The organism is Streptomyces sp. WMMB 322 (genome assembly GCF_900090145.1).
Lineage (GTDB): Bacteria > Actinomycetota > Actinomycetes > Streptomycetales > Streptomycetaceae > Streptomyces.
In genome coordinates, this window is record NZ_FMHI01000001.1 from 495,824 (window position 1) to 520,067 (window position 24,244).

The following is a 24,244-nucleotide window of genomic DNA, read 5'->3' on the forward strand; positions in this document are numbered from 1 at the left end:
GGCAGAGTTGTGTCCATACAGTTGCCGCCGTCCGCGGCCCCGCTGTCCGCCTACCCCGTCGAGCTGCTCCCCGAGGCGGTCCGCCGCCGTCTTGCGGAACTGGCCCGGAACGAGGCGCCGGTGTCGGCCTATGTGTACGACGGTGCGGTCGCCGCCGAGCGGGCGCGCGAGCTGCGCAGCGCGCTCCCGCAGTGGGCGAAGGTGTACTACGCCGTGAAGGCGAACTCCCATCCCGGGGTGGTCGAATCGCTGGCTCCGCACGTCGACGGGTTCGAGGTCGCCTCCCGCGCGGAGCTCGAACTCGCCGTAGCGGCCAAGCCGGTGACCGGGGACACCCCGGCACCGGTGCTCGCCGCCGGGCCGGCCAAGTCCGTTCCCGTGCTGACCGCACTGGTACGAGCCGGAGCCGAGGTGATCAACGCCGAAAGCCTGCTGGAACTGCACCGCATCAGCAGGATCGCGGTCGCCGAGGGAGTACGGGCCCGGGTGGCGCTGCGGGTCAACCCCGCGACGATCCCCGTCACCGGCTCGCTGAACATGGGCGGTGTGCCCTCCCAGTTCGGGGTCGCGGAGCCCGATGTGCCCGGCGTACTGCGCGAGGCGCTGCGGCTTCCGGGTCTGAAGCTGGCGGGCTTTCACATCCATGCCGCCTCCAACAACCTCGACGCCGAGGCCCACGCCGAGTATCTGCGCTGGTGCGTGGAGTGGAGCGTGCGGACCGCCCGGGACAACGGCATCGAGCTGCGGCACATCGACATCGGCGGAGGCATCGGCGTCGCCTTCGAGGGTGAAAAGCCCTTCGACGTCGCCCACTTCGGTGAGCTGGCCGCGCGGACCGAGCCGCCGGAGGGTGTCACGGTGGCGCTGGAGCCCGGACGTTTCCTCGTCACCGACTGCGGCTGGTACGCCGCCGAGGTCACGGATGTGAAGACGTCGTACGGCGAGTCGTTCGTCCTGCTGCGCGGCGGCATCAACCACTTCCAGCTGCCCACCTCCTGGGAGATCGTGCACAACATCGCGGTGCTTCCGGTCGAGGACTGGCCCGAGGGCTGTCCGCGGCCCGCCGCGGAGGACGTCCGGGTGACGGTCGTGGGCGAGCTGTGCACCCCCGAGGACACCCTGCTGCGCGATGTCCACGTGGACCGGGTACGCGCCGGTGACCTGGTCGTCTTCCCCAACGCGGGCTCCTACGGATGGGAGTTCGCCATGCACCGCTTCCTCGGGCACCCCGTCGCCGAGCGGCTGATGCTCTGAGGCAGCCCGACCCCCCGACGCACCCCGTCGTCAGCCCTCACCGGTCCGCATCCACCCGGCCGGCGCCGGGAGATGCCCCCGTGGTGCGTCCGCTTCCTCCTCCCGCCCGACCGTCGTCTCCTCCCAGGAGCTTCACCATGACTGTGCACTCCGTCGATCCGTCCGGCCCGGCCCGGACTGCGAGCCGCGGGAAGGAGATCCTCGACCGCCGGCGCGGCCGCGAGTCGGCAGCCCGTACCTACTCCCGCTCGTTCCCCATCGTCCCGGCCCGCGCCCAGGGCATGACCGTCGAGGACACCGAGGGCCGCCAGTACCTCGACTGCCTGTCCGGGGCCGGCACCCTCGCCCTCGGTCACAACCACGCCGTCGTCCAGGAGGCGATCCGCCGCACTGTCGACGGGTGCGCCCCGCTGCACATCCTGGACCTGGCGAGCCCGGAGAAGGACGAGTTCACGGTGCGCCTGCTGCCGCCGTTGATCATCACTGACGAGCAGGTCGCAGCGGTGCTGGAACGGCTCGGCGACGCCATCGCCGTGGTGACGCCCGCACAGCCCGCACAGCCCGCGGAGGTGCGGGCATGACGGGCACGATCCGCGAACTGCGCCCGGGCGACGGCTCCGGCCCCGCGCTGGAGGTGTGCGCCGCACAGGACGCACCGATCGAGCAGGAAGCCGTGCAGGAAGCCGTGCAAGGCAAGGTTGCGAGCCTGCGCACCCGTCGAGTCCCGCACGGCGAGGGACTCGTCCCCAAGGGCGACGGCGGTGAGGGGCGGCACGGCATGCACCTCGCCCCCGACCCCGCCGACGACGTGGAGCGGACCGAACCGCTTTACGGCGCCGCGGAGTTGGAGTTGGAGTTGGATCAGTTGGAGCAGATGCAGCCCCGCGCCCCGCGGACCGCGCTGTCCGGTGGACCGGCGGGCCCCCGCAGCCTGGAGCCGCTGCTGCGCTCCGTGCTGGACGCCCTCGGTGCGGGCGCGGCGCGCCGCGCCGGGCCGCTGCCCGCGGGGAGTCCCGCCGAGCTGGCCACCGACGTCGCGCTGGCCTTCGCCAAGGCGGAGGGCGAGGAGGCGCTGCACGGACTGACCGAGGTGCTGGCACACGGCAGCGCCGACCCGGCCGACCCGTCCTGCGCGGCGCATCTGCACTGCCCTCCGCTGGCCGTGGCCGTCGCAGCCGACCTCGCGGTCTCCGCGCTGAACCCCTCGCAGGACTCCTGGGACCAGGCGCCCGCCGCCACCGCCATGGAGACCCTGCTGCTGGAGGAGCTGGCGCAGTTGGCCGGTTACGACCCGGCCGAGGCTGCCGGGGTGCTCACTTCCGGTGGCACCGAGTCCAACCTCATGGGCCTGATGCTCGCCCGCGACCGGGTGCTCGGCCGGGAGACCGGCCGTCAGATCGAGTTGAGCGGCGTGCCGGGCGTGCAGGGTGGGGCCCGGCGCCCGCGGATCTTCACCTCCGAGGCCGCCCACTTCTCGGTGCAGCGCTCGGCGGCCCTGCTGGGCCTGGGCGAGGACGCAGTCACGCCCGTCCCGGTCGACCACCAGCTGCGGATGAAACCCGACGCGCTGGCCGCCGCTCTCCGCGACTGCGCGGCGTGCGGCGATGTGCCGGTGGCCGTGGTGGCCACAGCCGGCACCACCGACACCGGTGCCGTCGATCCGCTGCGCACCTGCGCGAAGCTGGCCGCCGAGCACGGTGCCTGGCTGCATGTGGACGCGGCCTACGGCGGCGGCGCTCTGTTGTCCGACGAACTCGCCCCGCTGATGGCCGGTATCGCGCTCGCCGACTCCGTTTCCCTGGACTGGCACAAGCTGGGCTGGCAGCCGGTCGCGGCGGGGGTCTTCCTGGTCCGGCAGGCCGAGACGTACGCCTCGCTGGCCCGCCGGGCCGTGTACCTCAACCCGCAGGACGACGAGGAGGCCGGCTACCCGAGCCTGCTCGGCCTCTCGCTGCGCACCACCCGCCGCACAGACGCCTTCAAGATCGCCGTCACTCTGCGGACCCTGGGCCGCGAAGGGCTGGGCCGCCTCGTCGACAGCTGCCATGCGCTGGCGCGTTCGGGCGCCGAGGCGGTCCGCGCGCACCCGCGGCTGGAGCTGCACGCCGACCCTGTACTGACGGCGTTCCTCTTCCGCTACGTACCGGAGAACCCCGAGAACCCGGAGTACACCGACCCGTCGCATGCGGACCGGGTGAACGCCGGGCTGCGCCGCAGGCTGCTGCGCGAGGGACGGGCGGTCGTCGGCCGCACCGAACTCCCGGGCGAGGGACCGGGCCGCGTCCGGCTCAAGCTCACCCTGCTCAACCCGCACGCCACACCCGCCGATGTCGAGCGGCTGCTGCATGCGGTCGCCGCCGCGGGCCAGGCAGAGGAGGCGGAGCTGTGACCGAGCACCCCGGCGTCCACGGCCCGGACCCGCTCGACGACAGCGACGCGCTGCGCGCGGGCGACGCGGCGGCGATGGAGACCCTGCTGCGTGCCTACGTACGCGAGACCGGAACCCGGGTCCCGGAGGCCGGTCTAGTGCTGGTGCTGGAGCTGCCGTTCAGCGGGCTGGTGCTGCGGGTGCCCGTGCGGTACCGGTCGGCGACCGGCTGGCACCGCTTCGGCGAGCCCGGTCTGGTCGCCGCCGGTGACGGCGGCCTCCTTCCGGCCGACGCCTCCCTGGTGGCGGCGGCGCTGATCCGGGAGACCACGCTGGGCCGCGGGGCACGGCCGCACCATGGCGCAGACGCCGCCGCCAGGGTGCTGAACTCCGCGCGGCGCACCGCCACCCACATCGAGCGGCGGCGGGCCGAGGCAGCGGACGCGGCCGAAGGGACGGGCGCCCAGGGGCGGGCGACGTTTCTCGACAGCGAGCAGGCGCTGCTGCTGGGCCACCCGTTCCATCCGGCCCCGAAGAGCCGCGAGGAGGCGTCCGACGCCGAACTGGACGCGTATTCGCCCGAGTTGCGCGGCTCCTTTCCGCTGCACTGGTTCGCCGCACACCCCGGTGTCGTCGTCGGCGCAAGCGCGGACGGCCGGTCCCCCGCCGAGTGGCTGCGTCCACTCGCCGCCGGGCTCGACCTGCCGGACGGCATGGTGCCGGTGCCGGCCCACCCCTGGCAGGCCCGCGAGGTGCTGGCCCGCCCGGAGGTCGCCGGTCTCGTCGACGACGGGCTGCTGCGCCCGCTCGGCGCGGCGGGGCCGGCCTGGTACCCGACGTCCTCGGTACGGACCGTGCAGCGACCGGACGCCGAGGTGATGCTGAAACTGTCGCTCGGCATGCGGATCACCAACTCCCGCCGCAACAACCTGCGCAGCGAGATGAGCCTCGGAGTACGGGCCGCTCAGCTGCTGGCCGCCGGCCCCCTGGAGTGGCTGCGCGCGGAATGCCCTCAGTTCGGCATCCTGCGCGACTTCGCCTGGATCTCGGCCGGGACCGAGGGAGCCGAGACGGGCCTGGAGACCGCCGTTCGCGACAACCCCTTCCGGGGCGGCAACGGCCGCGCCGAAGGGCTCTGCGTCGCCGGTCTGCTGGCCGAGCGCACCGGCCCGGGCGACGGCACCCCGCCGCGCCACCGCGCCCTGCTGTGCGCTGCCGTCGAACGCACCGCCCGAGCACACGAGTTGAGCACCGCCGAAGCTTCGGAGCGCTGGCTGGAGCGCTATCTCGCCGTGCTGGCCGTGCCCCTGATCCGCCTTCAGGCCCGGTACGGCATCGCTCTGGAGCCGCACCACCAGAACACCCTTGTCGCGCTGGCCGCCGACGGTCTGCCCAGCGCGGGCTGGTACCGGGACAGCCAGGGCTACTACCTGGCCGAGTCCCGTACCGCCGACATCGAGCGGCTGCTGCCGGGCGCGACCGACGGCGTCCAGCTGGTCTTCGACGACGCCTTCGTCGACGAGCGGGTCGCCTACTACCTGGGCATCAACAACCTGCTCGGACTGGTCGGCGCGTTCGGCGCGCTCGGCCTGGCCGACGAGGGCGACCTGCTGCGCGTACTGCGCGGGGAGCTGGAAGCGCTGCGCAGGGCCGAGCCCGCCGCCAAGGGCCTGCTCGACCTGCTGCTGGACGCGCCCGCGCTGCGCTGCAAGGGCAACTACCTGACCTGTGTGGACGGCCTCGACGAGCTCGTCGGCGACATCCACACCCAGTCCGTCTACATCGACCTTCCCAACCCCCTCACGGAGGCACAGCGGTGACCGCGCCCTCGACTTCCCCGGACCCGTCCGTTCACGACGCCCCCTACGACCTGGTCGGCATCGGCATCGGTCCCTTCAACCTGTCGCTGGCCGCCCTGGCCGACTCGGTCCCTGGATTCCGCTCGCTCTTCCTGGACGCCAAACCGGCGTTCTCCTGGCACCCCGGGCTGCTGATGGAAGGAACGACACTGCAGGTGCCGTTCCTCGCCGACCTGGTCACCATGGCCGACCCCACCAGCCCGTGGTCGTATCTCAACTACCTCCGCCACCACGAGCGGATGTTCAAGTTCTTCTTCTCCGAGCGCTTCCACATTCCACGCCGCGAGTACGACCACTACTGCCGCTGGGTCGCCGAGCGGCTGCCCTCCTGCCACTTCGACGCCCACGTCACCGCACTGGAGTGGGACGAGGCGGCGGAGGCGTTCGCCGTCGTGCACCGCTCCGCAGCCGGCGAGCAGACCCGCGTGCTGGCCCGCCAGGTGGTGCTCGGCGTGGGCACCGACCCAGTCGTCCCCGAGCCGCTGCGGCCCCTGCTGACGGAGACTCACGCGGGCCGGGTGCTGCACAGCGCGGACTACCGCACCCACCGCGCCCGGCTCGGGGCGGCGAGCGACGTCACGGTGATCGGCGCGGGCCAGTCCGGTGCCGAGGTCGCGCTCGACCTGCTGCGCCACCAGGACGGCGACGGCGAGGGCGGCCCGTACGTCCGCTGGCTGGCCCGTACCACCGCGTTCGCACCCATGGAGTACTCCAAGATCGGCCTGGAGCACTTCACCCCGGACTACATCCGCTACTTCCGCGCGCTCCCCGAGGCGACCCGGGAGCGCCTGATCGAGGAGCAGTGGCAGCTGTACAAGGGCGTCAGCGAGGAGACCCTGGGCGAGATCCACGACGAGCTCTACGAGCGCACCATCGGCGGCGGCGAGCCGCGCGCCGCGCTGCACCCGGGTGTGGAGATCGTCTCGGCCGAGCCCGACGGCGCAGACGGTTACGTGCTCACCTGCCGGCACGGCCAGGAAGAGTCGCTGTTCGAGTTCCGCACCTCGGCCATCGTCTCCGCCACCGGTTACGCGGCCCGCCGCCCGGACTTCCTGGACACTCTGGACGGCCTCGTCGACTGGGACGGCAAGGGCCGCTACCAGGTCGACGGCGACTACCGGGTCGCGCTCGACCCCCGCGTCTCGGGCGCGCTCTACGTCCAGAACGCCGAGATGCACACGCACGGTGTGAGCGCCCCCGACCTCACCCTCGGCGCCTGGCGCGCCGCGGCCATCCTCAATGCCGCCGCCGGACGCACCGTGCTGCCCGTCGCACCGCGCCAGGCGTTCACCACCTTCGGCGCACCGCAGGACGCGGCGTCCGTCCCGGAGCGGACCGTGGCCGCGGCAGCCGCGCCCGCCGCCACGGCCGTCAGCGGACCGGCGGAGATACGTCGATGAGCGTCGCCGGGAAGAACGCCGCCCCGGTGAAGCGGATGAAGCCGGTGAAGAAGGGGTCGGCGCGCAGCGCCAAGTCGGTCCTGCTGTCCGTGATCGGTCTCCATCTGGTCGCCGAGACCGCCCTGACCCCGTTCCTGCCACAGCTCTTCGAGCGGCTCTACGGGATCGACGAGCCGGGAGCGACGGGCCTGTTCATCTGGGTCGGCCGGATCGCCGGCCTCGCCGCCCTCCCGCTGTGGGGGCTTGCGGCGCGGCGCTGGCCCCTGCACAGGCTGGTACTGGCCGGACTCGTCAGCACCGGCGTCCTCGACCTGCTGCTCGGCATGGCGCCCAGCTACACCGTGTTCGTGGTGCTCTCGACCCTCATCGTCTCGACCAACAGCGCGCTGCTGCTGGCCTATCCGGCGTTCATCGCCGAGCACGGCGACGACTCGGAGAGCGGCGTACGGGCACGGCTGACCGGCATCTGCTCACTGGTGATCGTCTTCCATCTGTCGGTCGTCGTCTCCACGCTGGTGGGCGCCGGTGTGCTCGCCCTGCCGGAACCGCGCATCGGCATCTCCTCGTTCGCGGTGCTGGACGCCGTCCTCGCCGTGTTCACCTATCGCATCCTGGGCAGGCGGCATGTCCCGGCGGACGGCAGCAGCACGGCGGACGGCGTCCGGAAAGCCTCTGGCACATCCGCCCCCAACGCCGTCACTGTCACCAATGCCGCCGCCGTCACCAACGCCGCCACCGCCCCCAACGCCGTTCCCAGCGTTCCCGCACCCGTCCCGGCGCCGGAGGGGGCAGGGGACACATCCGCCCGCCGTGCCGGACGCCGCTCCTGGATCGTGGTGCTGGGCTACGCCGCCCTGATCGGGGTCGCGTTCGACTTCTCGGTCAACGTGGCGCGGCCCTTCTTCACCGAGTTCGCCCAAGACCTCGGCAGCGGCTCGATGGAGAGCGCCGTGCTGTTCTTCCTGCCGAGCGTGTCCGCGCTGGCAGTCCTTCCCGCGGTGCACCGCGGCTACGAGCTGCTCGGCGACCGGGTGCTGCCGCTGTCCCTGGCAGTGGGTACGGCCGGGCTGCTGTGGACCTGGATGGCCGGATCCCTGCCCGGACTGGTCGGCGGGCGGCTGCTGTTCGGCGTCGGCCTCGGCCTCGGCCAAGTCGCCGTGGAGCTGCGGATGTTCCGCGCGGCCGGGACGAAGGGCCCGGCGTTCACCGTCGTGGAGACCGCCAGGTCCGCCGGTCTGCTGGGCGCTCCCGTCGCCGCCACCGCCGCCGTCTCCCACGACCTGGCGCTGCCCCTCGCCGTCGCCGCCGCCGGACTGGCCGTGGCGGCTGTCCTGTCCATGCGGCGGTCGCAAAGCGTGCCTTCGGCCACCTCGGGCGCCGAAGTGCCGGAGACCCGGAGCAAGACCGCAACCGCGGCCGGGGACATGCGGAAGCCCGCTGAGCCGGAGCAGGGCGAGCCTGTCGAGCCTGCCGAGCCGGCCGCATCCGTTCTGGTGGCATCCGCGCCCTCTGCGCCGCAATCCGCGCACTCCAAGGAGAACCGCCGATGAACCGCACCACACGTGACGCATGGACGCAGGCCGGCCGACGGCTGCTCGTCAAGGCCATCGAGGAGTTCGCATACGAGGAACTGCTCGTCCCCGAGCCCGACTCGGCGGCCGGCGCCCCGGACGCCTACCGGCTGGAACTCGCCGACGGGATCCACTGGACGTTCCGCGCCGCCCGCGGCACCTTCGGCACCTGGCGGCTGGTGTCCGGCACCGTGCGGCGCCACCCCGCTCACGGCGACGACGACGGCGGCGAGGGGGCCGGCGACGGCGAGCCGGGCCCCGAGCGGCTCCTGCTCGACGCCCGCCCGTCACTGGGCTGGGACGGGCCGACGACCGCCGAGGTGCTGCGCGAACTCACCGCCACCCGGCGGGCCGAGGCCGAGACCATCGCCCGCGCCCTGCCCGCCGCGGAACTGGCCGACCTGGACCACCTCGACCTGGAGGCCCATCAGGACGGCCACCCCTGCATGCTACTCAACAAGGGCCGGCTGGGCTTCTCCGCCTCCGCCGCGGCCGCGTACGCGCCCGAGGCGGCCGGCGAGCTGCGCCTGCTGTGGGCCGCCGTGCACACCAGCCTCGCCTCCTACTCCGGTGTTCCCGGGCTGGACGCCGGGACGCTGCTGGCCGAGGAGCTGGACCGGGACACCCGCCAGGCTTTCGCGGCCGGCCTGCGGGAGACGTGTGCCGAAACCGGCCACTGTGCGGACGACTTCTGCTGGCTGCCGGTGCACCCCTTCCACTGGGACGAGGCTGTCGCCCCCCTGTTCGCCCCCTATCTCGCCGACGGCCGGATCGTCCTGCTCGGCGAGGGCCCGGACCGCTACCGCCCGCTCCAGTCCATCCGCACCCTGGCCAACCTCGACCACCCGCACCGCCGCAACGTCAAGGTGCCGCTGTTCATCCGCAACACCCTTGTCTGGCGCGGCCTTTCTCCCCGGCCGACCGAGGCCGCGCCGGACGTGAGTGCCTGGCTGCACTCGGTACGGGACGCCGACCCGTACCTCCGCGACGAGCTGCGCTTCCACCCGCTGGGCGAGGTGGCCGGGGTGGCCGTGCACCACCCGCTGTACGAGTCCGTCAAGGACGCCCCGTACCGCTACCACGAACTCCTCGGCGCGGTCTGGCGCGAGCCCGTCGCCGAGTTGCTGGGCGAGGGCGAAAAGGCCCGCACGATGGCCGCGCTGCTCAAGGTCGGCTCGGACGGCCGGGCCCTGGCCGGCGAGCTGGTCGAGCGGTCCGGACTTCAGCCGCGCGCATGGCTGGAGCGGTTCCTCCGCGCCCTGCTGCCCGGCCTGCTGCACAGCCTCTACCGGTACGGCGTTGCGTACTGCCCGCACGGCGAGAACACCGTCGTCCTCTACGACTCGGCCGACGTCCCCATCGGCATCGCGGTGAAGGACTTCGCCGAGGACGTCAACCTGCTGCCCGGCAGCCACCCCGAGTACGCGGGCCTGTCCGAGCGGGCCGACGCGCTTCTGCTGCGCTGGCCCGCGAGGGAGCTGGCCCACTCCCTGCTCAGCGCAATCTTCGCGGGGCACTTCCGGTTCTTCGCCCCGCTGGCGGCCGAGCATCTCGGAGTACGGGAGGAGGAGTTCTGGGCCCTGGTCCGCGCCGAGATCGGGCGCTATCACGCCCGCTTCCCCGAACTGGCCGAACGCTTCGAGGAGTTCGGGCTGCTCGCCCCCGAGTTCGACCGGATCGCACTCAACCGTGAGCAGCTGCTCGGCGGCGGCTTCCACGACCGCGCCGAGAAGGACGAGGGCTTCGACGTCACTCACGGCCGTCTCGCCAACCCCCTGAACACCGAAGCCCAGGAGCACCAGGAGCAGATATGAGTACGTCACAGGGCCGCCCCTCACCGTACGAGCGGCTGCGCGCGGACGCCGAAGCCGGACGCGTCGAGGAAGTGATCGTCGCTGTTCCGGATCTCCAGGGCCGTCTTCAGGGCACCAGGCTGTCCGTGCCGTACTTCCTCGACGAGGCGGCCTCACCGAAGGACCCCACGGAGTCAGCGGGGAGCCACCCGGCCGAGTCGGGGGGAGGGTTCGGTGCCTGCGTCTATCTGCTCGCCTCCGACGTCGAGATGGACACCGGACCGGGTTACGCCATCGACGCCTGGAACATCGGCTTCGGCGACTTCTCCCTCCGCCCGGACCCCGCCACCCTGCGGACCCCGCCGTGGGACGAGGGCACCGCCCTGGTCCTGGCCGATGCCGTCTGGCCGGGTGGCGAGCCGGTCGAGGTGGCCCCACGTCAGCTGCTGCGAACCCAGCTGGATCGTCTCGCGACGGACGGGCTGAGGGCGTACTCCGGTACGGAGCTGGAGTTCCTGGTCTTCCGCGAGTCCTACCGGGAGGCGTGGAACCGCCGCTACAACGGCCTGGAGACGGCCACTTCGTACAACGTCGACTATTCACTGCAGGGCCTGGCGGAGATCGAGCCGGTGGCGCGGCGCATCCGCCGGGAGATGGTGCGCGCCGGACTCTCCATGGAGACCGCGCGTGCCGAGTGCCACCCCGGCCAGTACGAGATCGTCTTCCGCTACGACGAGGCGATGACGACCTGCGACAACCATGTCTTCTTCAAGAACGGCGCGAAGGAGATCGCCGCGCAGGAGGGCGTCGCGCTCACCTTCATGCCCAAGTTCGACGAGGGCGAGGGGAATTCCTGCCACATCCATCTCTCGCTGCGGGGCGCCGACGACTCGGCCGTGCTGGCCGATCCGGACGCGGACGGCGGCATGTCCGAGCTGATGCGCCACTTCGTGGCGGGCCAACTCGCCTGTCTCGCCGACTTCGCGCTGCTGATGGCGCCGAACGTCAACTCCTACAAGCGCCTCCAGCCGGGCGGATTCGCGCCCACAGGCATCACCTGGGGCCGGGACAACCGGACCTGCCCGGTGCGTGTGGTGGGCTCCGGCCATTCGCTGCGCATCGAGCACCGGGTGCCGGGCGGCGACGCCAACCCGTACACGGCCACGGCCGCCGCGGTGGCCGCCGGCCTGTACGGCATCGAGAACCGGCTGCCGCTCCCGGAGCCGCACACCGCCAACGCGCTGGCCGACCCGTCGGTACCGCGGCTGCCCAGCACGCTGACCGAGGCCCTGCACCGCTGGGAGAACAGCGAGATCGCGGCGAAGGTCTTCGGCGAAGCGGTGGTCGGCCACTACGCGCAGGCCGCCCGCGCGGAGCTGGCCGCCTTCGAGTCGGCGGTGACGGACTGGGAACGCGTACGCGGCTTTGAGCGCCTGTAACTCGTTCCTGGGATCCCCCTGGGGCACCTCCCGCGCCGGAGGCGCAGCGGGTCCCAACGGCCCTCTCCATACCGCCGAATTCTCTCCCCACGGCCTCCGGCCTCGGCGGGGGTCCCCCAAACCGAAGGCCGAGGGTGGGGGTCCCCCCAGGCCGAAGGCCGAGGGTGGGGGTCCCCCCAGGCCGAAGGCCGAGGGGGAGAACAAGCCCGCAGCGACCGCGTCCGAGCCCGTGGCTGCCCGGAGGCACCGGCGCTCCGCAAGTCCCGGCGGCGCTGCGGGAGTCGGCGCCCGCGCACCGCGCGCACCGCGAGCCGCGCACCGCATACGCCGGAGGCCACGCCACGGAACTCCGTGGCGTGGCCTCCGGCGTCACTGCGTCGCCCGGCACCGGGTCGCGCATCGCTGGGTCGCGGCTTCGCCGCGGTCCTCAGCCGAGCTTCTTCTCCATCTCGTCCAGGACCATGTCCGCGCCGGTGTATCCGATGCCGAGCATCCACAGGTCGTCGTCGACCCCGTACACCTTCTTGTTCTTCACCGCGTCCAGCTTCTTCCAGAGCCCGCTCTTGGTGATGGTGGTCTCCTTGGCCTTCTTCGGGTCGCCGTAGGTGGAATGGAAGATGACGTCCGCGTCGGCCTCGTCGATCTTCTCCGGGCTGATGTCGAGCGAGAAGCCGGTGTTGTCCACGTTGGCGGGACGGCCCACCTTCAGGTCCTTGAGGATGCTGCCGACGAAGGTGTCGTTCTTGTACAGGCGGGTCTCCGCGCCCTCGACGAACCGGACGAAGCCAACTTCGGTCTTCCCGGCCTTCTCGGGGCCGCCGAGGGTCTCGGTCACCTTCTCCACGTGCTTGTCGTAGTCGGCGGCGGCCTTCTCGCCCTCGTCCTTCTTGCCGAGCGCATCGGCGTGCAGCTCGAAGTTCTTGCGCCAGGTCGGGCCGGTGGTCTCGGTGAAGACGGTCGGCGCGATCTTCGACAGCTCCTTGTAGTTCTTCTCGTCGCGCTCCTTGCTGCTCAGGATCAGGTCCGGCTTCAGCCCGGCTATCGCCTCGAGGTTGGGCTCGGCGATGAGGCCGACGTTCTTGACCCCGTCGAGCTTGTCCTTGGGGAGGTAGGACGACATCGGTGCACCGGGCTCGGGCAGGACGGCGCCGACCGGCTTGATCCCGAGCGTGACCACCGAGTCGAGGGCGTCGGTGTCGAGCACCACCACGCGCTTGGGCTTGTCGTTGACTTCCACCTTGCCCATGGCCGTCTTCACAGCGTGCTCCCCGCCGTCGGCGGACGGCTTCTTCGCGTCCTCCTCGGCGGATCCGCACGCGGTGGCGGTGATGGCGAGGGCTGCGACGGCTGCGACGGCCGCAGCGCGACGACTGACGGAGGCGGACATGTATGAGGACCTTTCCTCGGGGACGGGGATCAACGCGGAGGGTGGATTACTTAGGTAAACCTAACCTTACGTGGAAGCCGGGAACAAGTCCGCCCAGATCACAACTCGGTTTATGCGGAGAGCCTGACAGGCCGTCAGAAAACACCCGTCGGGCCGGCGCTGATACTGCCCGCACCGACCGCCGGACACCGGGTGGTCCGTCCCCGGCCGGACAGCACACAAGGGAGAGTCCTGCGCCCCGGGACCGGACCGGCATGACGCATCGGCAGTTGCCGTCCACCGGCCACCGGCCACCGTCCACCGTCCACCGGCCACCAGTCACCGGCCACCGGCCACCAGTCACCGGAAGAGCTCAGCCGGACTCCCCCGAGACGGCGATGGCGGCGCCGGCGGCGGCCGAGTCGTCCTGCTGCCCGGGGGTACCGGGCACGACCAGCGGCCCGCCGGTCACCGGGTCGGGCACGACGACCGACTCGAGACCGAAGACGTCGCGCACCAGATCCGCCGTCACCTTCTGCGAGGGACTGCCCTGCGCAACGATCCGTCCCTCCTTCATCGCCACGAGGTGATCCGCGTACCGCGCCGCCTGGTTGAGGTCGTGGAGCACCGCCACGATCGTCCGGCCGCGCTCCCGGTTGAGCTGCCGAATCAGGTCCAGCACCTCGACCTGATGGGATATGTCCAGATAGGTGGTGGGCTCGTCGAGCAGCAGCAGATCGGTCTCCTGCGCCAGTGCCATGGCGATCCATACGCGCTGCCGCTGGCCGCCCGACAGTTCGTCGACGGGCCGACCGGCGAGCGCCGTCACATCGGTGCGGTCCATGGCGTCTGTGACCGCGCGCTCGTCCTCCTGCGACCACTGCTGCCACCAGTGTTGATGCGGCTGACGGCCGCGTGAGACGAGGTCCGCGACCGTGATGGCCTCGGGCGCCACGGGGGTCTGCGGCAGCAGCCCGATGGACTGCGCCACGGTGCGAGTGGGCATCCGGCTCATCGCCGTGCCGTCCAGCAGCACCGCGCCGTTCCGCGGTCTCAGCAGCCGTCCCAGCGCGCGCAGCAGCGTGGACTTCCCGCAGGCGTTCGGGCCGACGATGACGGTGACGCGGCCGTCCGGTACGTCCAGATCGAGGTCCGCCACGACCGTGCGCTCCTCGTAGGCCAGCGTCAGGTCGCGGGCTGTGAGCCTGCTCTCGGTCACGGTCACGCTTTTCCTCCAGTACGGCCGCGGACGATCAGCCAGATCAGATACGGCGCGCCGACAGCCGCCGTCAGCACGCCCACGGGGACCTCGACCGGTGCGAACATCACCCGCGCCGGCAGGTCGGCTGCCACCACGATGAACGCGCCGAGCAACCCGGAAGACAGCAGCGGGATCTGCGGCGTGCGCGTCAGCCTCCTGGCGATCTGCGGGGCGAGCAGCGCCACGAAGTCCACCGGACCGGCCGCCCCTGTCGCCACCGACGCGAGGAAGACGCCCAGCAGCGCCAGTCCGAACCGCGTCCGCTGAAGCGGAACTCCCAGCGCCCTGGCGGTGTCGTCGTCGAAGGCGGCGGTGCGCTGCGCCCGTGCGGCCCACAGCAGACACGGTGTCAGGGCGAGCAGCGTCCAGCCGAGCGGCGTGGCCTCTTCCCAGCCACGCCCGTTGAGCGAACCGGTCAGCCACACCTGGGACTGATGGGCGATCAGATACTCGCCCTTGGTGATGAACAGGTGCGTGACGGACCGCAGCGCGATGGCGACGCCGATGCCGATCAGCACGAACCGCGCCGCATGCAGCCCGCCGCGCCACGCGAAGAGGTAGACGAGACAGGCGGCGGCGACCCCGCCCGCGACCGAGAAGTAGGGCAGAACGCTGAACGAGCTGACCCCGAAGGTCAGCGCTCCGATGGTCAGGGCACTGGCGCCCTGGGAGACGCCGATGATGTCGGGGCTGGCGAGCGGGTTCCGTGCGACGGTCTGGATCAGCGCCCCGCCGACGCCGAAGGCCGCCCCGACCAGCAGCCCCAGTATCAGCCGTGGCAGCCGCAGCTCTTCCACGATGAACTCGGCCGAAGCGGGGCTGCCGGTGAGCACGTTCACCACGTCCGCCGGTGCGACATAGGAGTCGCCGAGGCAGAGGTACGCGAGCGAGACCCCGGCCGTCAGTACGGCGAACGCGCTCGCGGCGACCGCCGCGCGCCGGTGTACGAGGAACGAGCCGCGGCCGCGCCTGACCAGTGTGAACCCGGCGGGGCGGACGGCGCCCGCAGGCGTGGCGCCTGCAGGTGCGGCGGCCGTGCGCTCGGTGGACGGGGCCGTCATGCGCTCACCGCCTTGCGGCGGGCCATGGCGATGAGGAACGGCACACCGATCAGGGCCGTCATCACGCCCGCCGGCACCTCGCCCGGTGGAACGACGATCCGCCCGATGACGTCCGACACGAGCAGCACGACCGGTCCGAGCAGGGCCGACAAGGGCAGAACCCAGCGGTGGCCGGTGCCCACCAGGGCACGGGTGATGTGCGGCACCGCGAGGCCGACGAAGGCGATCGGCCCGGCAGCCGAGACGCCCACGCCGGTGAGCAGCGTCGCGGCGACGCCGCCCAGGATCCGTACGGTCCCCACCTTCTGGCCGAGCCCCTTGGCGACGTCCTCGCCCAGCGCCAGAGCATCCAGTCCGCGCGCGGCAGCCAGCGCCAGCACGGCGCCGACGACCAGGAACGGCCAGATCTGACCGGCCATTTCGGCGTTCCGCCCGGATATTGAGCCCACCTGCCAGAAGCGGAACTCCTCCAGGGTGGCGGACTTGGTGGTCAGCAGCCCCTGAATGACGGATATGAGCAGTGCGTTGACGGCGGCACCGGCCAGCGCCAGCTTCACGGGGGTCGCGCCCCCGCGCCCGCTGGAGGCGACGGCGTAGACGGCCACCGACGCGACTCCGGCCCCGAGAAAGGCGAACCATATATAGCCGTTGAGGGTGTGCACCCCGCCGAACGCGATCGCCAGCACCACACCGGCCGCCGCGCCCTGGCTGATGCCGAGCACGCCGGGGTCGGCGATGGGGTTCCGGCTGACGCCCTGCATCACTGTGCCCGCGAGGGCCAGCGCCGCGCCGACCAGCAGACCGATGACGGTGCGGGGCACCCGCATCGACCGTACGACCTCGGCGGCGTCGCTCGTCCCGCCGTACAGCAGGACGTCGAAGACCTCGGTGGGGGCGATCTGACGCGCACCGACGGCGAGACTGAGCAGCACCGCGAGCAGCAGGGCGACGACGGCCGCAGCCGTAAGGCCTATGCGGCGGCTGATCAGAGCACCTCGTGGGCTGCTGATCGTGGCAGCGGACATCGCATCCATTCCGATGTGACGGTGATCTGGACGATCATCAACTTAGGCGAACCTAAGTGTACGGGCAGGCCCTGAGAGCGCGTAACCGGCCCACCCCCCAGGACACCTGCCGCCAGGGACACTTCGTCCCGGCGGAGAAACGCCCCGGCCGGCGCCGGCGGAGAACCGGCGGGCACATCGGGCCCGGACCGTGAGCGGCAGCGGCCCGGCGGGCCCTGTCCCACCGCGCCACTCCCGCAGCGATCTACTCCACACTCCCCAAAGCCCTGCCGGCACACAGCCGCGACACCGACACCCACACCCGCGTCCGCCACGACCGCATCGACACAGGCGGCACCGTCACCCTCCGCGTGGCAGGCCGCCTCCGCCACATCGGCATCGGACGAACCCACGCCGGAACCCACGTCATCATGCTGATCAACGACCTGGACGTCCGCATCGTCAACGCCACCACCGGCGAACTCCTCCGCGAGCTCACCATCGACATCACCCGCGACTACCAACCCACCGGCCGCCCACCCGGCCACAACGACAATGACCCCGAACCCAATCGTGGGTTCAGGGTCATTCCGATGTCCTGAGACATCACATGGTGCCCCCGGCAGGATTCGAACCTGCGACACCCGCTTTAGGAGAGCGGTGCTCTATCCCCTGAGCTACGGAGGCGGGGATCTGTCGGAAAACGTGTCTGAAATTGGTGCGAAGTAGGACGAACCAACCCAGCGTGGTTTCCGGCAGTGCCGCGGCGGTCGCGGACAGCGAAGTCTGCGCCGCCGCGCACAGTGTAGCGGGTGGCGGTCAGGGCTTCGGCCGTGTGCGTGGCGAGCTTCCCGTTGCGGTGTCCGGGCATGGGGAAACAGCGGGCGACGAAGGTGACGCGGTCGCGTACTCCTCGCGCAGTCGCTCGAGGGGGGATAGGTGGCGCCGCACGCTTCGCATTCAAAGTCCGGGAACTCCACCACGGTCAGTTCCGCTTGGGCTCGGACAAGTTGGGCTCGGACAAGCGATGGCTGGAAGCGCGGACCACATTCGCCTCCGTCGCAGTGGTGTCGGAATCGAGCTTCTCGGGGTGGCGAGGACTCGGCGATTCCGTACTGACCACGAAAGCCGCAGCTCTGGCCGGGGGCGGGCGGCGACAAGGCCGCCCGCCCCTCAGCCGAGCCGGTCTGTCAGGCAGACCCCCTCAGCCGAGCCGGTCTGCTAGGCAGATGTGGTCGCGGGCTCGGGCCGGGCCGTGGGCGCCGGTGCAGCCAGGCGCCCGGAGCGGTGCAGCCCGTACAGGGCCGCGGCGCAGGTAGCGCCGAGTGCGGTCAGCGCGATCCAGGGGATGGCGGAGACGCCGGCTGCGCGCGCCGCGTCCAGGGCGGCGCCGGTCAGCAGGTTCCCGAGCGTGATGCCGATGCCGCAGATGGTGTTGTAGAGCCCGTAGTGGGTGGCGACGAGCCGGTCGCCGGAGAGGCGGACGATGGTGTCCATCTCGAAGGGGAAGGCGATCATCGTGCCCAGGGCCAGCAGCAACGCAGCCAGCGACGGCGGGACCGCAGCAATCAGCCAGAGCCCCACGCCACCATCCGGCACGGGCACCGCAGTGGCCGCCAGGAGGGGGACGAATGCCACGCCCATGATCAGCAAGCCGCAGCCGAGTGCCTGCCCCGGTGCCATGCGTGCCTTGCACCAGGCGGTGAGCTTGGTCTGGCCGAGGATGGTGCTCAGCCCGGAGACGGCGAACATCACCGCCACCGCAGCGGTACCGAACGTCCCCTGGCCGCCCAGCCGCCGTACTTCCAGCGGCAGGGCAAGGTAGACCTGGAACTGCATGACGTAGAAGCCGATCATGGCGGTGGAGAAGAGCAGGAACGACGGGTTCCGCACGATGCTGCGCCACTGGGCCAGGACACCCTCCCGCTTTCCGTCGCTGCTGTCCTTCGCGTCGTCGCCCCGGCGGGCCGGCAGGGCGCGGATCTGCACGATGCTCAGCAACGTGAAGATCGCGGCGGAGACGAGGCAGGTGACGCGGAAGTCGATGCCGGTCAGCAGCATGCCCGCCATCGGGCCGAGCAGGATTCCCGCCTGGTAGTAGATGTTGAACAGGGCGAAGGCTTCGATCCGCCGGTCTCCGGCGTCCGCGGCGAGATAGGCGCGGACGGCCGGATTGAACAGCGCCCCTGCCAGTCCTGTGGCTGCGGAGGCCGCCAGCAGAGCAGGCACGGTGTCGACCAGGCCCAGGGTGGCGAAGCCGAGAGTGCGCAGTACACAGCCTGCGACGATCAATGGCTTGTAGCCGAACCGGTCGGCGAGGGTACCGCCGACGAGGAACATGCCCTGCTGGCTGAAGTTCCGGATTCCCAGGACGAGTCCGACGAGCCAGCCGGCGAGGCCGAGCGTTCCCGACAGGTGCGAGGCCAGGTACGGCATCAGCATGTAGAAGCCGAAGTTGATGGTGAACTGGTTGACCATCAACAGCTGGGTGCTGCGCTCGTAGGAGCGGGTCTGTGTGATGACGCCCTTCATCGGTTCTCCTCCTGCTGGGGCGAGCGATCCGCTTCTGTCGGCTTCTGCGTTGTTGATTCAGGGGGCGGGCCGACCGGTTCGCAGGTCTCGGTGGTGGCGGTGAGGGCCAGGGGGTCGACGACGGTGGTGCACCGGGTCCAGCGGGTGACTTCCTTCTCGTCGGGGCGGCAGATCACCTCCGGTTCGAGGGCGGGTGGTGAGTCGAGCAGCCCGTGGGCGGCGCAGTAGTCGTCGTCGAACACTGTCTCCAGGTAGCGCTGCGGCCCGTCCGGGAAGATCGCCGCGATCCTGGTGTCGGCGGGCAGCGTACGGGCCAGCCAGCCGGCGACCTGGGCAACCGCACCGACGCTCCATCCGCCGGTGGCGTAGTGGGAGTTGGCCAGTTGACGGCACGTCCACACGGCTTCCGCCGGTGCCACCCAGTGCACTTCGCCGAATCGCTCGTACGCGATGTTGCCGGGGTAGATGCTGGAGCCCAGCCCGCGCATCAGCCGCGGCCGGGCGGCCTGACCGAAGATCGTCGATCCGATGGTGTCCACACCGACCAACTTCAGTTCCGGGTAGAGCTGTTGGAGGACTCGGGAGACGCCGGCGGAGTGACCGCCGGTACCCACGCTGCACACCAGGACGTCGATGTGGCCCAGCTCGGAGGCCATCTCCAGCGCGAGTGGCGTGTAGGCGGAGATGTTGTCCGGGTTGTTGTACTGGTCCGGGCACCACGACTCGGGGTGCCGGGTGCGCAGTTGGTCCACGCGGTCACGGCGGGCCTGCTGCCAGCCACCGGTCGGATGCGGCTCGCTGACGATGTCGACCTGGGCTCCGTAGGCGGTCAGCAGCCGCGTCATGGAGGATTCCAGGCCCGGGTCGGTGACCAGCGTGACGGGGTGTCCGTAGACCATGCCGGCGAGGGCGAGTCCCAAGCCGAGGGTGCCGCTGGTGGATTCGATGATCCTGGCACCGGGACGCAGATCGCCGCGCGACCGGGCGCGCTCGACCATGTGCAGGGCGGGACGGTCCTTGATCCCTCCCGGGTTGAAGCCCTCCAGCTTCGCCCAGAACCCACGCCCCGCGGAGGCGAGCGGTTCGGAGACCTGGAGGACTGGGGTGTTGCCGACCAGCCCGGAGAGGGCAGAGCGGGCGGGGGGTGTGATGTCAGTGGTGGTCTGGGATTGCATGTTCCGCTCTCGTTCGATGATGGGCATCTGGTGCTCATCTCGCGTGCCGGCCGTTGAAGCTTGGCCTGATGGCTCTGCTCCGGCGACGGCATGCGGCAGCCGCCTTGTGCGGCTGCGCGGAACTCGGCCTATATGCGCCATCGGCACACGGTGGTGATTCTGGAACGGCCGGACTGAGCTCGGATGGGGCTGCCGACGGGTGGTCGGGCAGTGCGCTTCGCGAGTGCCACGGTCCGCGCCGCAAGCGCGGGCGTGAGGTTCAGCGTCGGCGGGCCCGGCTGGGCTTGGCTTGTGCTCTCGTCTGCGCCCTCGTGTCCGAGCATCGAGCAGGATGCGTCGACCGTTGACGGCGAATCCGAAGCGACTGCCTCGTCGGTCATGCCTGCTGACTCGGCGGAGGCCGCATGGACGGGGTGGTGGGAGTGCTCCGGACCGTGGAGTAAGACTCCGCAGTCGAAGGTGACAAGAAAGAGAGCGCTCAGGAGAAGAGCGTGAAGGCGACGACGCAGGACCCGAGCAGGACGGGCGGGGCGAGCGTCGGAGTGGAACGGCACAGTGCCTCCGCAGCGCGGCCGAACTCCCTGCCCGGAGGCGGAAGTCGACGGGATACATGGCCAAGGACCGGGGAGCCGCGTTGGCGGCGTGCATCGGGCCGGCGGCTGCCGACCGGAAGTGCCGTGCACCGGTATGTACGACGGCACGGTCGATGCAGCCGTCCAGGCCTCAATGGCCGGACGCCCCGCGCGAACTGCGGGAATCTAGATCTGCCGGACCGCTGACTCCGTGGCCTCTCTCAACCACGGGGGATCTGATGCGTCCCGGCTTCGGACAGGCGCATCCAAGGAATGGGTGGAGTGGGTTGCTCCACCCGTCCACGGGGAGGCGCAGGGGGCGTGCACCCCTGAGCCCTTCTGCGGCTGACCGGGCACGCAACTTTCCACGGGATGCGAGGCATCGTGTTCGTGCTGTCCGGTGACCTTTTCGTGCGTCGTACGGGTGTCCCGCACGACCCTTTCTGTCTCCCCGTCAGCTTGCGGAGCGACGGATGCGGCGGCCGCCATGGTGGTCGGCGGGGTGAGATGCCGGGCGACGCCCTCCGGGCTGACCCCGTGCGCGTACACGAGGCCGAACAGCAGCATGGCCACCAGCAACAAGTGCCGTGACTCCGACGAAGAACGGAGCCGCGGCACACCGGAAAGCGACCGGGCCGTGACCATGCCGTGATCATAGCGTGTTGCCCACACTGCGGAGGAATCACGCCGAACACCCGTGCTGGCGGCCACCGTTGGGGGTTTTGGCACTTGTCTCTCCGCCTTCATTGGCGCTCTCCGTCTCCGCAGCGTCGTGCCCGTGCCGGCCTTGTTGCGGAGTAGTCGGTCGGGATGCGAGACGAGTTCCGGTCCCGCTGGGACTGCGCTCGCGCGCCCAAGGGTCCCTGAACGGCAATTGCTGCGCGGCCGTCGGGCGGATGGTGGATAGTTCAGAGTTTCCTGAATTCATCAATCCATGTATCGTCACGTCCATGCTGACACTCGCTGCCGACGTCGAGGTGCTGGCGCGGTTCGGTCGCGCCCTGGCCGATCCGATCCGCTGCCGGCTCCTGATCGCCCTCCGCCAGGCCCCGGCTCATCCGTCCGATCTGGCCGAGACGTTGGGAATCTCCCGGACGAGGCTGTCGAACCACCTGGCATGCCTGCGCGACTGCGGCCTGGTCGTGGCCGTGCCGGTGGGCCGGCGCACCCGGTACGAACTCGCCGACCCACGCCTTGGTCATGCGCTCGATGATCTGCGCTCCGCTGTGGTGGCCGTCGCCGCGGACCGCACGTGCACCGAGGCGGAGGAGAAGGGCTGCTGCTGATGACGGTCGTCTCCCTGGGCCCATCGCCTGGCCGGCGGGAAACCCTGGCCCGCCGTATCCGGCTCCTGGTCGCAGCGACCATCACCTACAACGTCATCGAGGCCGTCGCGGCGCTCACGACCGGCATGCTGGCCTCGTCCACCGCACTGATCGGTTTCGGTCTGGACTCCGTCATCGAAGTCTCTTCGGCCACGGCGGTGGCATGGCAGTTCTCGGCCCGTGACCGCGCCGTCCGCGACGCCCGGGAGCGCACCACACTACGGATCATCGCCGTCTCCTTCTGCGCGCTCGCCGCCTACGTCACCATCGACTCGGTACGGGCCCTGACCGGTACCACTGAGGCGGACTCCTCGCCGCCCGGCATCGTGCTGGCCGCACTGTCGTTGGCGATCATGCCGTTTCTCTCCGCCGCCCAGCGGCGGGCAGGGCGCGAGCTGGGCTCGGCCTCGGCGGTGGCCGATTCCAGACAGACGCTGCTGTGCACCTACCTCTCCGCCGTGCTCCTGGCCGGGTTGGTACTGAACGCCACGCTCGGCTGGAGTTGGGCCGACCCGGTCGCCGCCCTGGTCATCGCCGGCATCGCCGTCAAGGAGGGCCGAGACGCGTGGCAGGGCCGAGGCTGCTGCGCAGCACCAGCCGCCGTGACGGCCGGGCAGCCGGCCGAAGCCGCATCAGATGCGTGCGGCTGCCGCCCCGGCTGTTCCTGCTGCACCACAGGTGAGACTCCACGATGACCGGCTGGGCTCGGCTTGCACTTGCCCTGTAGGCGGCATGGGCGCTGACGGCCTTCGGCGTACGTGCGGTGACGCAGCATCGCCGCACCGGGACAGCGGCTTCCGCGGCATCTCCGGCCGGCCCGGCTCGGCGCCCTGGTGGGGCCGGAGTCCTCTTCGTCGTCGCGCTGATCGGTGGGGCCGCCGCCCCGGTCGATGAGGCCCTCCACCACAGCAGCCGCAGACGGCGGCAGGGGACTTGCCGACAGGGCTCAGGCACACCCGTATCCTCGTTCTCTCCTCCCGTCTCCTGATACAGCACAGTCGCCGGACGTCGAGGAGACCTTGTCGGATCAGGACTAAGCCGCCAACTCAGGCTGCACGTACACGAATAATGACCCAGGTGTCCACCGCGCTTCGATGGCCTGAATGGGGAGGGTTCCGATGCGTTCCATCAAGCCGTCCGGACGAGTGGCCGGCACTGCGCTGGTCCTTCTCGGTTTCGTCGCGACGCTTGTTTCGCTGCTGGTTCCCGTCTACTTCTTCGACGGGAACCGCACCATCGCGCTCTCCAGGGCCGGATGGCAGGACGACGGCAAGGGAACCTGGAAGACCAAGTACGGGCCGCTCACCGCTCTCGACCGCGACTTCCTGCGGAGTGTGCGGTCTGCCGGGCTGTGGAAGGTGCCCGCAGGGCGCGCCGCACGGGAACGAGGCACCCAGAAGACGGTGCGGGCCGTCGGTGACCGTGTGGTGGAGGCATGCTCCGATCTGGACAAGCGGGCCATCGAGGCCGGCCGCACGTTGAAGGTGACGTTGCCGAACCAGCCGACGGACGCCCAGCGGCAGTACATGAGCGAGATCGAGAAGGCCAAGGGCAAGAAGTTCGACGAGGTCTTCGTCAACCGGGTCCGGAAGCACGACGGCCAGATGTTCGGCCTCGTGGGACTTGTGCGTGACCAGACCCGCAACTCGATGGTGCGGTCGTTGGCCACCAAGGCCAACTCCGTTGTCCTGGATCACATTGCCGTTCTGGAAGGCACCGGGCTGGTGGACAGCGACGCAATCAGCCAGGGCGAATGAGGCGACGCCGAACCGTCGCCCTTGCCTCTTGCCTCTTGCCTCTTGCCTGTGCCCACACCTGCCGGGACCGGTGTTCTCCGCCGCCGGTCCCGGCAGGTGTGCACCCTTTTCCCGTCTTTCCCGTCTTTCCCGGCTGCGGGCTCGCGGGCTCACGGCGCCGCGGCCGACGACGTCACAGGCTCATGTCGGGCCATCCGAAGGCCGCACGGGCCTTGGGCGGAAGCGGGCCCGCGCCGACGCCCTGGAGGTCGCGGTCGGCCGCGCGCATCATCTGGCGGCCGAGTTCGGCCATGGCGCGGCTTGCGGCGAGTTCGTCGCCGATCTCCGGGATGTCCACGTCCTCGGGGTTGCAGCGGGCGACGCCTCTGCCGGTGAGCGTGGTCTCGCCCGTGTCGAGGACGGCGCGTGCGGTGGTGTTGCCCTCGTCCTCGTAGAGGAAGATGCGTACGTTCCATTCTCGTGTGTTCGGCATGGTGACCTCCTGGCTGATTCCTGACTGCGGGCTCC

At 70.8% G+C, this 24,244-nt stretch carries 18 protein-coding genes, 1 tRNA gene and 2 pseudogenes; 12 read left to right on the forward strand and 9 right to left on the reverse strand.

The features are described from left to right. Positions 1–9 precede the first annotated feature (9 nt). From H180DRAFT_RS02100 to H180DRAFT_RS02135, 8 genes and pseudogenes are all read left to right on the forward strand, one after another. Entirely contained in the window at positions 10–1,254 is a 1,245-nt protein-coding gene (locus H180DRAFT_RS02100; RefSeq protein ID WP_199822463.1) for a type III PLP-dependent enzyme domain-containing protein, read from the forward strand. A gap of 137 nt (positions 1,255–1,391) precedes the next feature. Next, positions 1,392–1,709: pseudogene (locus H180DRAFT_RS02105) on the forward strand (aminotransferase class III-fold pyridoxal phosphate-dependent enzyme); the annotation flags it as partial. A gap of 122 nt (positions 1,710–1,831) precedes the next feature. Then, on the forward strand, positions 1,832–3,643 hold the full coding sequence (locus H180DRAFT_RS02110) for a pyridoxal phosphate-dependent decarboxylase family protein (RefSeq protein ID WP_368073101.1): 1,812 nt from the start codon (positions 1,832–1,834) through the stop codon (positions 3,641–3,643). Further along, positions 3,640–5,442: an IucA/IucC family protein gene (locus H180DRAFT_RS02115; protein WP_055484189.1), complete on the forward strand. Its 1,803-nt coding sequence runs from the start codon at positions 3,640–3,642 to the stop codon at positions 5,440–5,442. Before H180DRAFT_RS02110 ends, H180DRAFT_RS02115 begins: the two co-directional genes overlap by 4 nt. Further along, positions 5,439–6,881, forward strand: coding sequence for a lysine N(6)-hydroxylase/L-ornithine N(5)-oxygenase family protein (locus tag H180DRAFT_RS02120; protein WP_055484190.1), 1,443 nt, complete (start codon positions 5,439–5,441; stop codon positions 6,879–6,881). Before H180DRAFT_RS02115 ends, H180DRAFT_RS02120 begins: the two co-directional genes overlap by 4 nt. Next, positions 6,878–8,431, forward strand: coding sequence for an MFS transporter (locus tag H180DRAFT_RS02125; RefSeq protein ID WP_055484191.1), 1,554 nt, complete (start codon positions 6,878–6,880; stop codon positions 8,429–8,431). The genes H180DRAFT_RS02120 and H180DRAFT_RS02125 overlap by 4 nt, the downstream gene beginning before the upstream one ends. Continuing rightward, on the forward strand, positions 8,428–10,266 hold the full coding sequence (locus H180DRAFT_RS02130; protein WP_055484192.1) for an IucA/IucC family protein: 1,839 nt from the start codon (positions 8,428–8,430) through the stop codon (positions 10,264–10,266). The genes H180DRAFT_RS02125 and H180DRAFT_RS02130 overlap by 4 nt, the downstream gene beginning before the upstream one ends. After that, on the forward strand, positions 10,263–11,684 hold the full coding sequence (locus H180DRAFT_RS02135) for a glutamine synthetase family protein (protein ID WP_055484193.1): 1,422 nt from the start codon (positions 10,263–10,265) through the stop codon (positions 11,682–11,684). Before H180DRAFT_RS02130 ends, H180DRAFT_RS02135 begins: the two co-directional genes overlap by 4 nt. A 427-nt stretch (positions 11,685–12,111) precedes the next feature. On the opposite strand, the gene H180DRAFT_RS02140 is transcribed toward H180DRAFT_RS02135, so the two are convergent. The 4 genes from H180DRAFT_RS02140 to H180DRAFT_RS02155 all read right to left on the reverse strand — a co-directional run bounded on the left by H180DRAFT_RS02140 (position 12,112) and on the right by H180DRAFT_RS02155 (position 16,397). Continuing rightward, positions 12,112–13,071, reverse strand: coding sequence for an ABC transporter substrate-binding protein (locus H180DRAFT_RS02140; protein ID WP_055484194.1), 960 nt, complete (start codon positions 13,069–13,071; stop codon positions 12,112–12,114). A 352-nt stretch (positions 13,072–13,423) separates the two neighbouring features. Next, positions 13,424–14,269 (reverse strand): ABC transporter ATP-binding protein, encoded by an 846-nt coding sequence (locus H180DRAFT_RS02145; protein WP_079099810.1) that lies wholly within the window; start codon positions 14,267–14,269, stop codon positions 13,424–13,426. A 2-nt stretch (positions 14,270–14,271) separates the two neighbouring features. After that, positions 14,272–15,372 carry a FecCD family ABC transporter permease gene (locus H180DRAFT_RS02150; protein ID WP_079099766.1) on the reverse strand — a complete coding sequence of 367 codons (1,101 nt, stop codon included), beginning with the start codon at positions 15,370–15,372 and terminating at the stop codon, positions 14,272–14,274. After that, positions 15,369–16,397 (reverse strand): FecCD family ABC transporter permease, encoded by a 1,029-nt coding sequence (locus tag H180DRAFT_RS02155; protein WP_055484483.1) that lies wholly within the window; start codon positions 16,395–16,397, stop codon positions 15,369–15,371. The genes H180DRAFT_RS02150 and H180DRAFT_RS02155 overlap by 4 nt, the downstream gene beginning before the upstream one ends. A gap of 410 nt (positions 16,398–16,807) precedes the next feature. Between H180DRAFT_RS02155 and H180DRAFT_RS30030 the strand changes: the two genes are divergently transcribed. Next, positions 16,808–16,978, forward strand: a complete 171-nt coding sequence (locus H180DRAFT_RS30030) for a hypothetical protein (protein ID WP_199822464.1) — start codon at positions 16,808–16,810, stop codon at positions 16,976–16,978. Positions 16,979–16,987: 9 nt separating this feature from the next. Here the strand turns inward: H180DRAFT_RS30030 and H180DRAFT_RS02165 are convergent. The 4 genes and pseudogenes from H180DRAFT_RS02165 to H180DRAFT_RS02180 all read right to left on the reverse strand — a co-directional run bounded on the left by H180DRAFT_RS02165 (position 16,988) and on the right by H180DRAFT_RS02180 (position 20,083). Beyond that, a tRNA-Arg gene (locus tag H180DRAFT_RS02165) sits at positions 16,988–17,063 on the reverse strand. Positions 17,064–17,199: 136 nt separating this feature from the next. Then, a pseudogene (locus H180DRAFT_RS30890) lies at positions 17,200–17,499 on the reverse strand (DsbA family protein); the annotation flags it as partial. Between the two features lie 98 nt (positions 17,500–17,597). Further along, entirely contained in the window at positions 17,598–18,908 is a 1,311-nt protein-coding gene (locus H180DRAFT_RS02175) for an MFS transporter (protein ID WP_055484197.1), read from the reverse strand. After that, the gene (locus H180DRAFT_RS02180; protein ID WP_079099811.1) at positions 18,905–20,083 is read right to left on the reverse strand and encodes a PLP-dependent cysteine synthase family protein; all 1,179 of its coding nucleotides are present in this window, start codon (positions 20,081–20,083) and stop codon (positions 18,905–18,907) included. The genes H180DRAFT_RS02175 and H180DRAFT_RS02180 overlap by 4 nt, the downstream gene beginning before the upstream one ends. A gap of 1,522 nt (positions 20,084–21,605) precedes the next feature. On the opposite strand from H180DRAFT_RS02180, the gene H180DRAFT_RS02185 reads away from it, so the two are divergent. The 3 genes from H180DRAFT_RS02185 to H180DRAFT_RS02195 all read left to right on the forward strand — a co-directional run bounded on the left by H180DRAFT_RS02185 (position 21,606) and on the right by H180DRAFT_RS02195 (position 23,737). Continuing rightward, positions 21,606–21,941 carry an ArsR/SmtB family transcription factor gene (locus H180DRAFT_RS02185; protein WP_055484198.1) on the forward strand — a complete coding sequence of 112 codons (336 nt, stop codon included), beginning with the start codon at positions 21,606–21,608 and terminating at the stop codon, positions 21,939–21,941. Next, the gene (locus tag H180DRAFT_RS02190) at positions 21,941–22,675 is read left to right on the forward strand and encodes a cation efflux transmembrane domain-containing protein (RefSeq protein WP_055484199.1); all 735 of its coding nucleotides are present in this window, start codon (positions 21,941–21,943) and stop codon (positions 22,673–22,675) included. Before H180DRAFT_RS02185 ends, H180DRAFT_RS02190 begins: the two co-directional genes overlap by 1 nt. 423 nt (positions 22,676–23,098) lie before the next feature. After that, complete coding sequence (locus tag H180DRAFT_RS02195; RefSeq protein ID WP_055484200.1) at positions 23,099–23,737, forward strand: DUF4142 domain-containing protein; 639 nt, start codon at positions 23,099–23,101, stop codon at positions 23,735–23,737. A gap of 172 nt (positions 23,738–23,909) precedes the next feature. On the opposite strand, the gene H180DRAFT_RS02200 is transcribed toward H180DRAFT_RS02195, so the two are convergent. Next, a complete protein-coding gene (locus tag H180DRAFT_RS02200; RefSeq protein ID WP_055484201.1) occupies positions 23,910–24,209 on the reverse strand; it encodes a DUF1876 domain-containing protein in 300 nt (99 codons plus the stop codon). Positions 24,210–24,244: the final 35 nt, after the last annotated feature.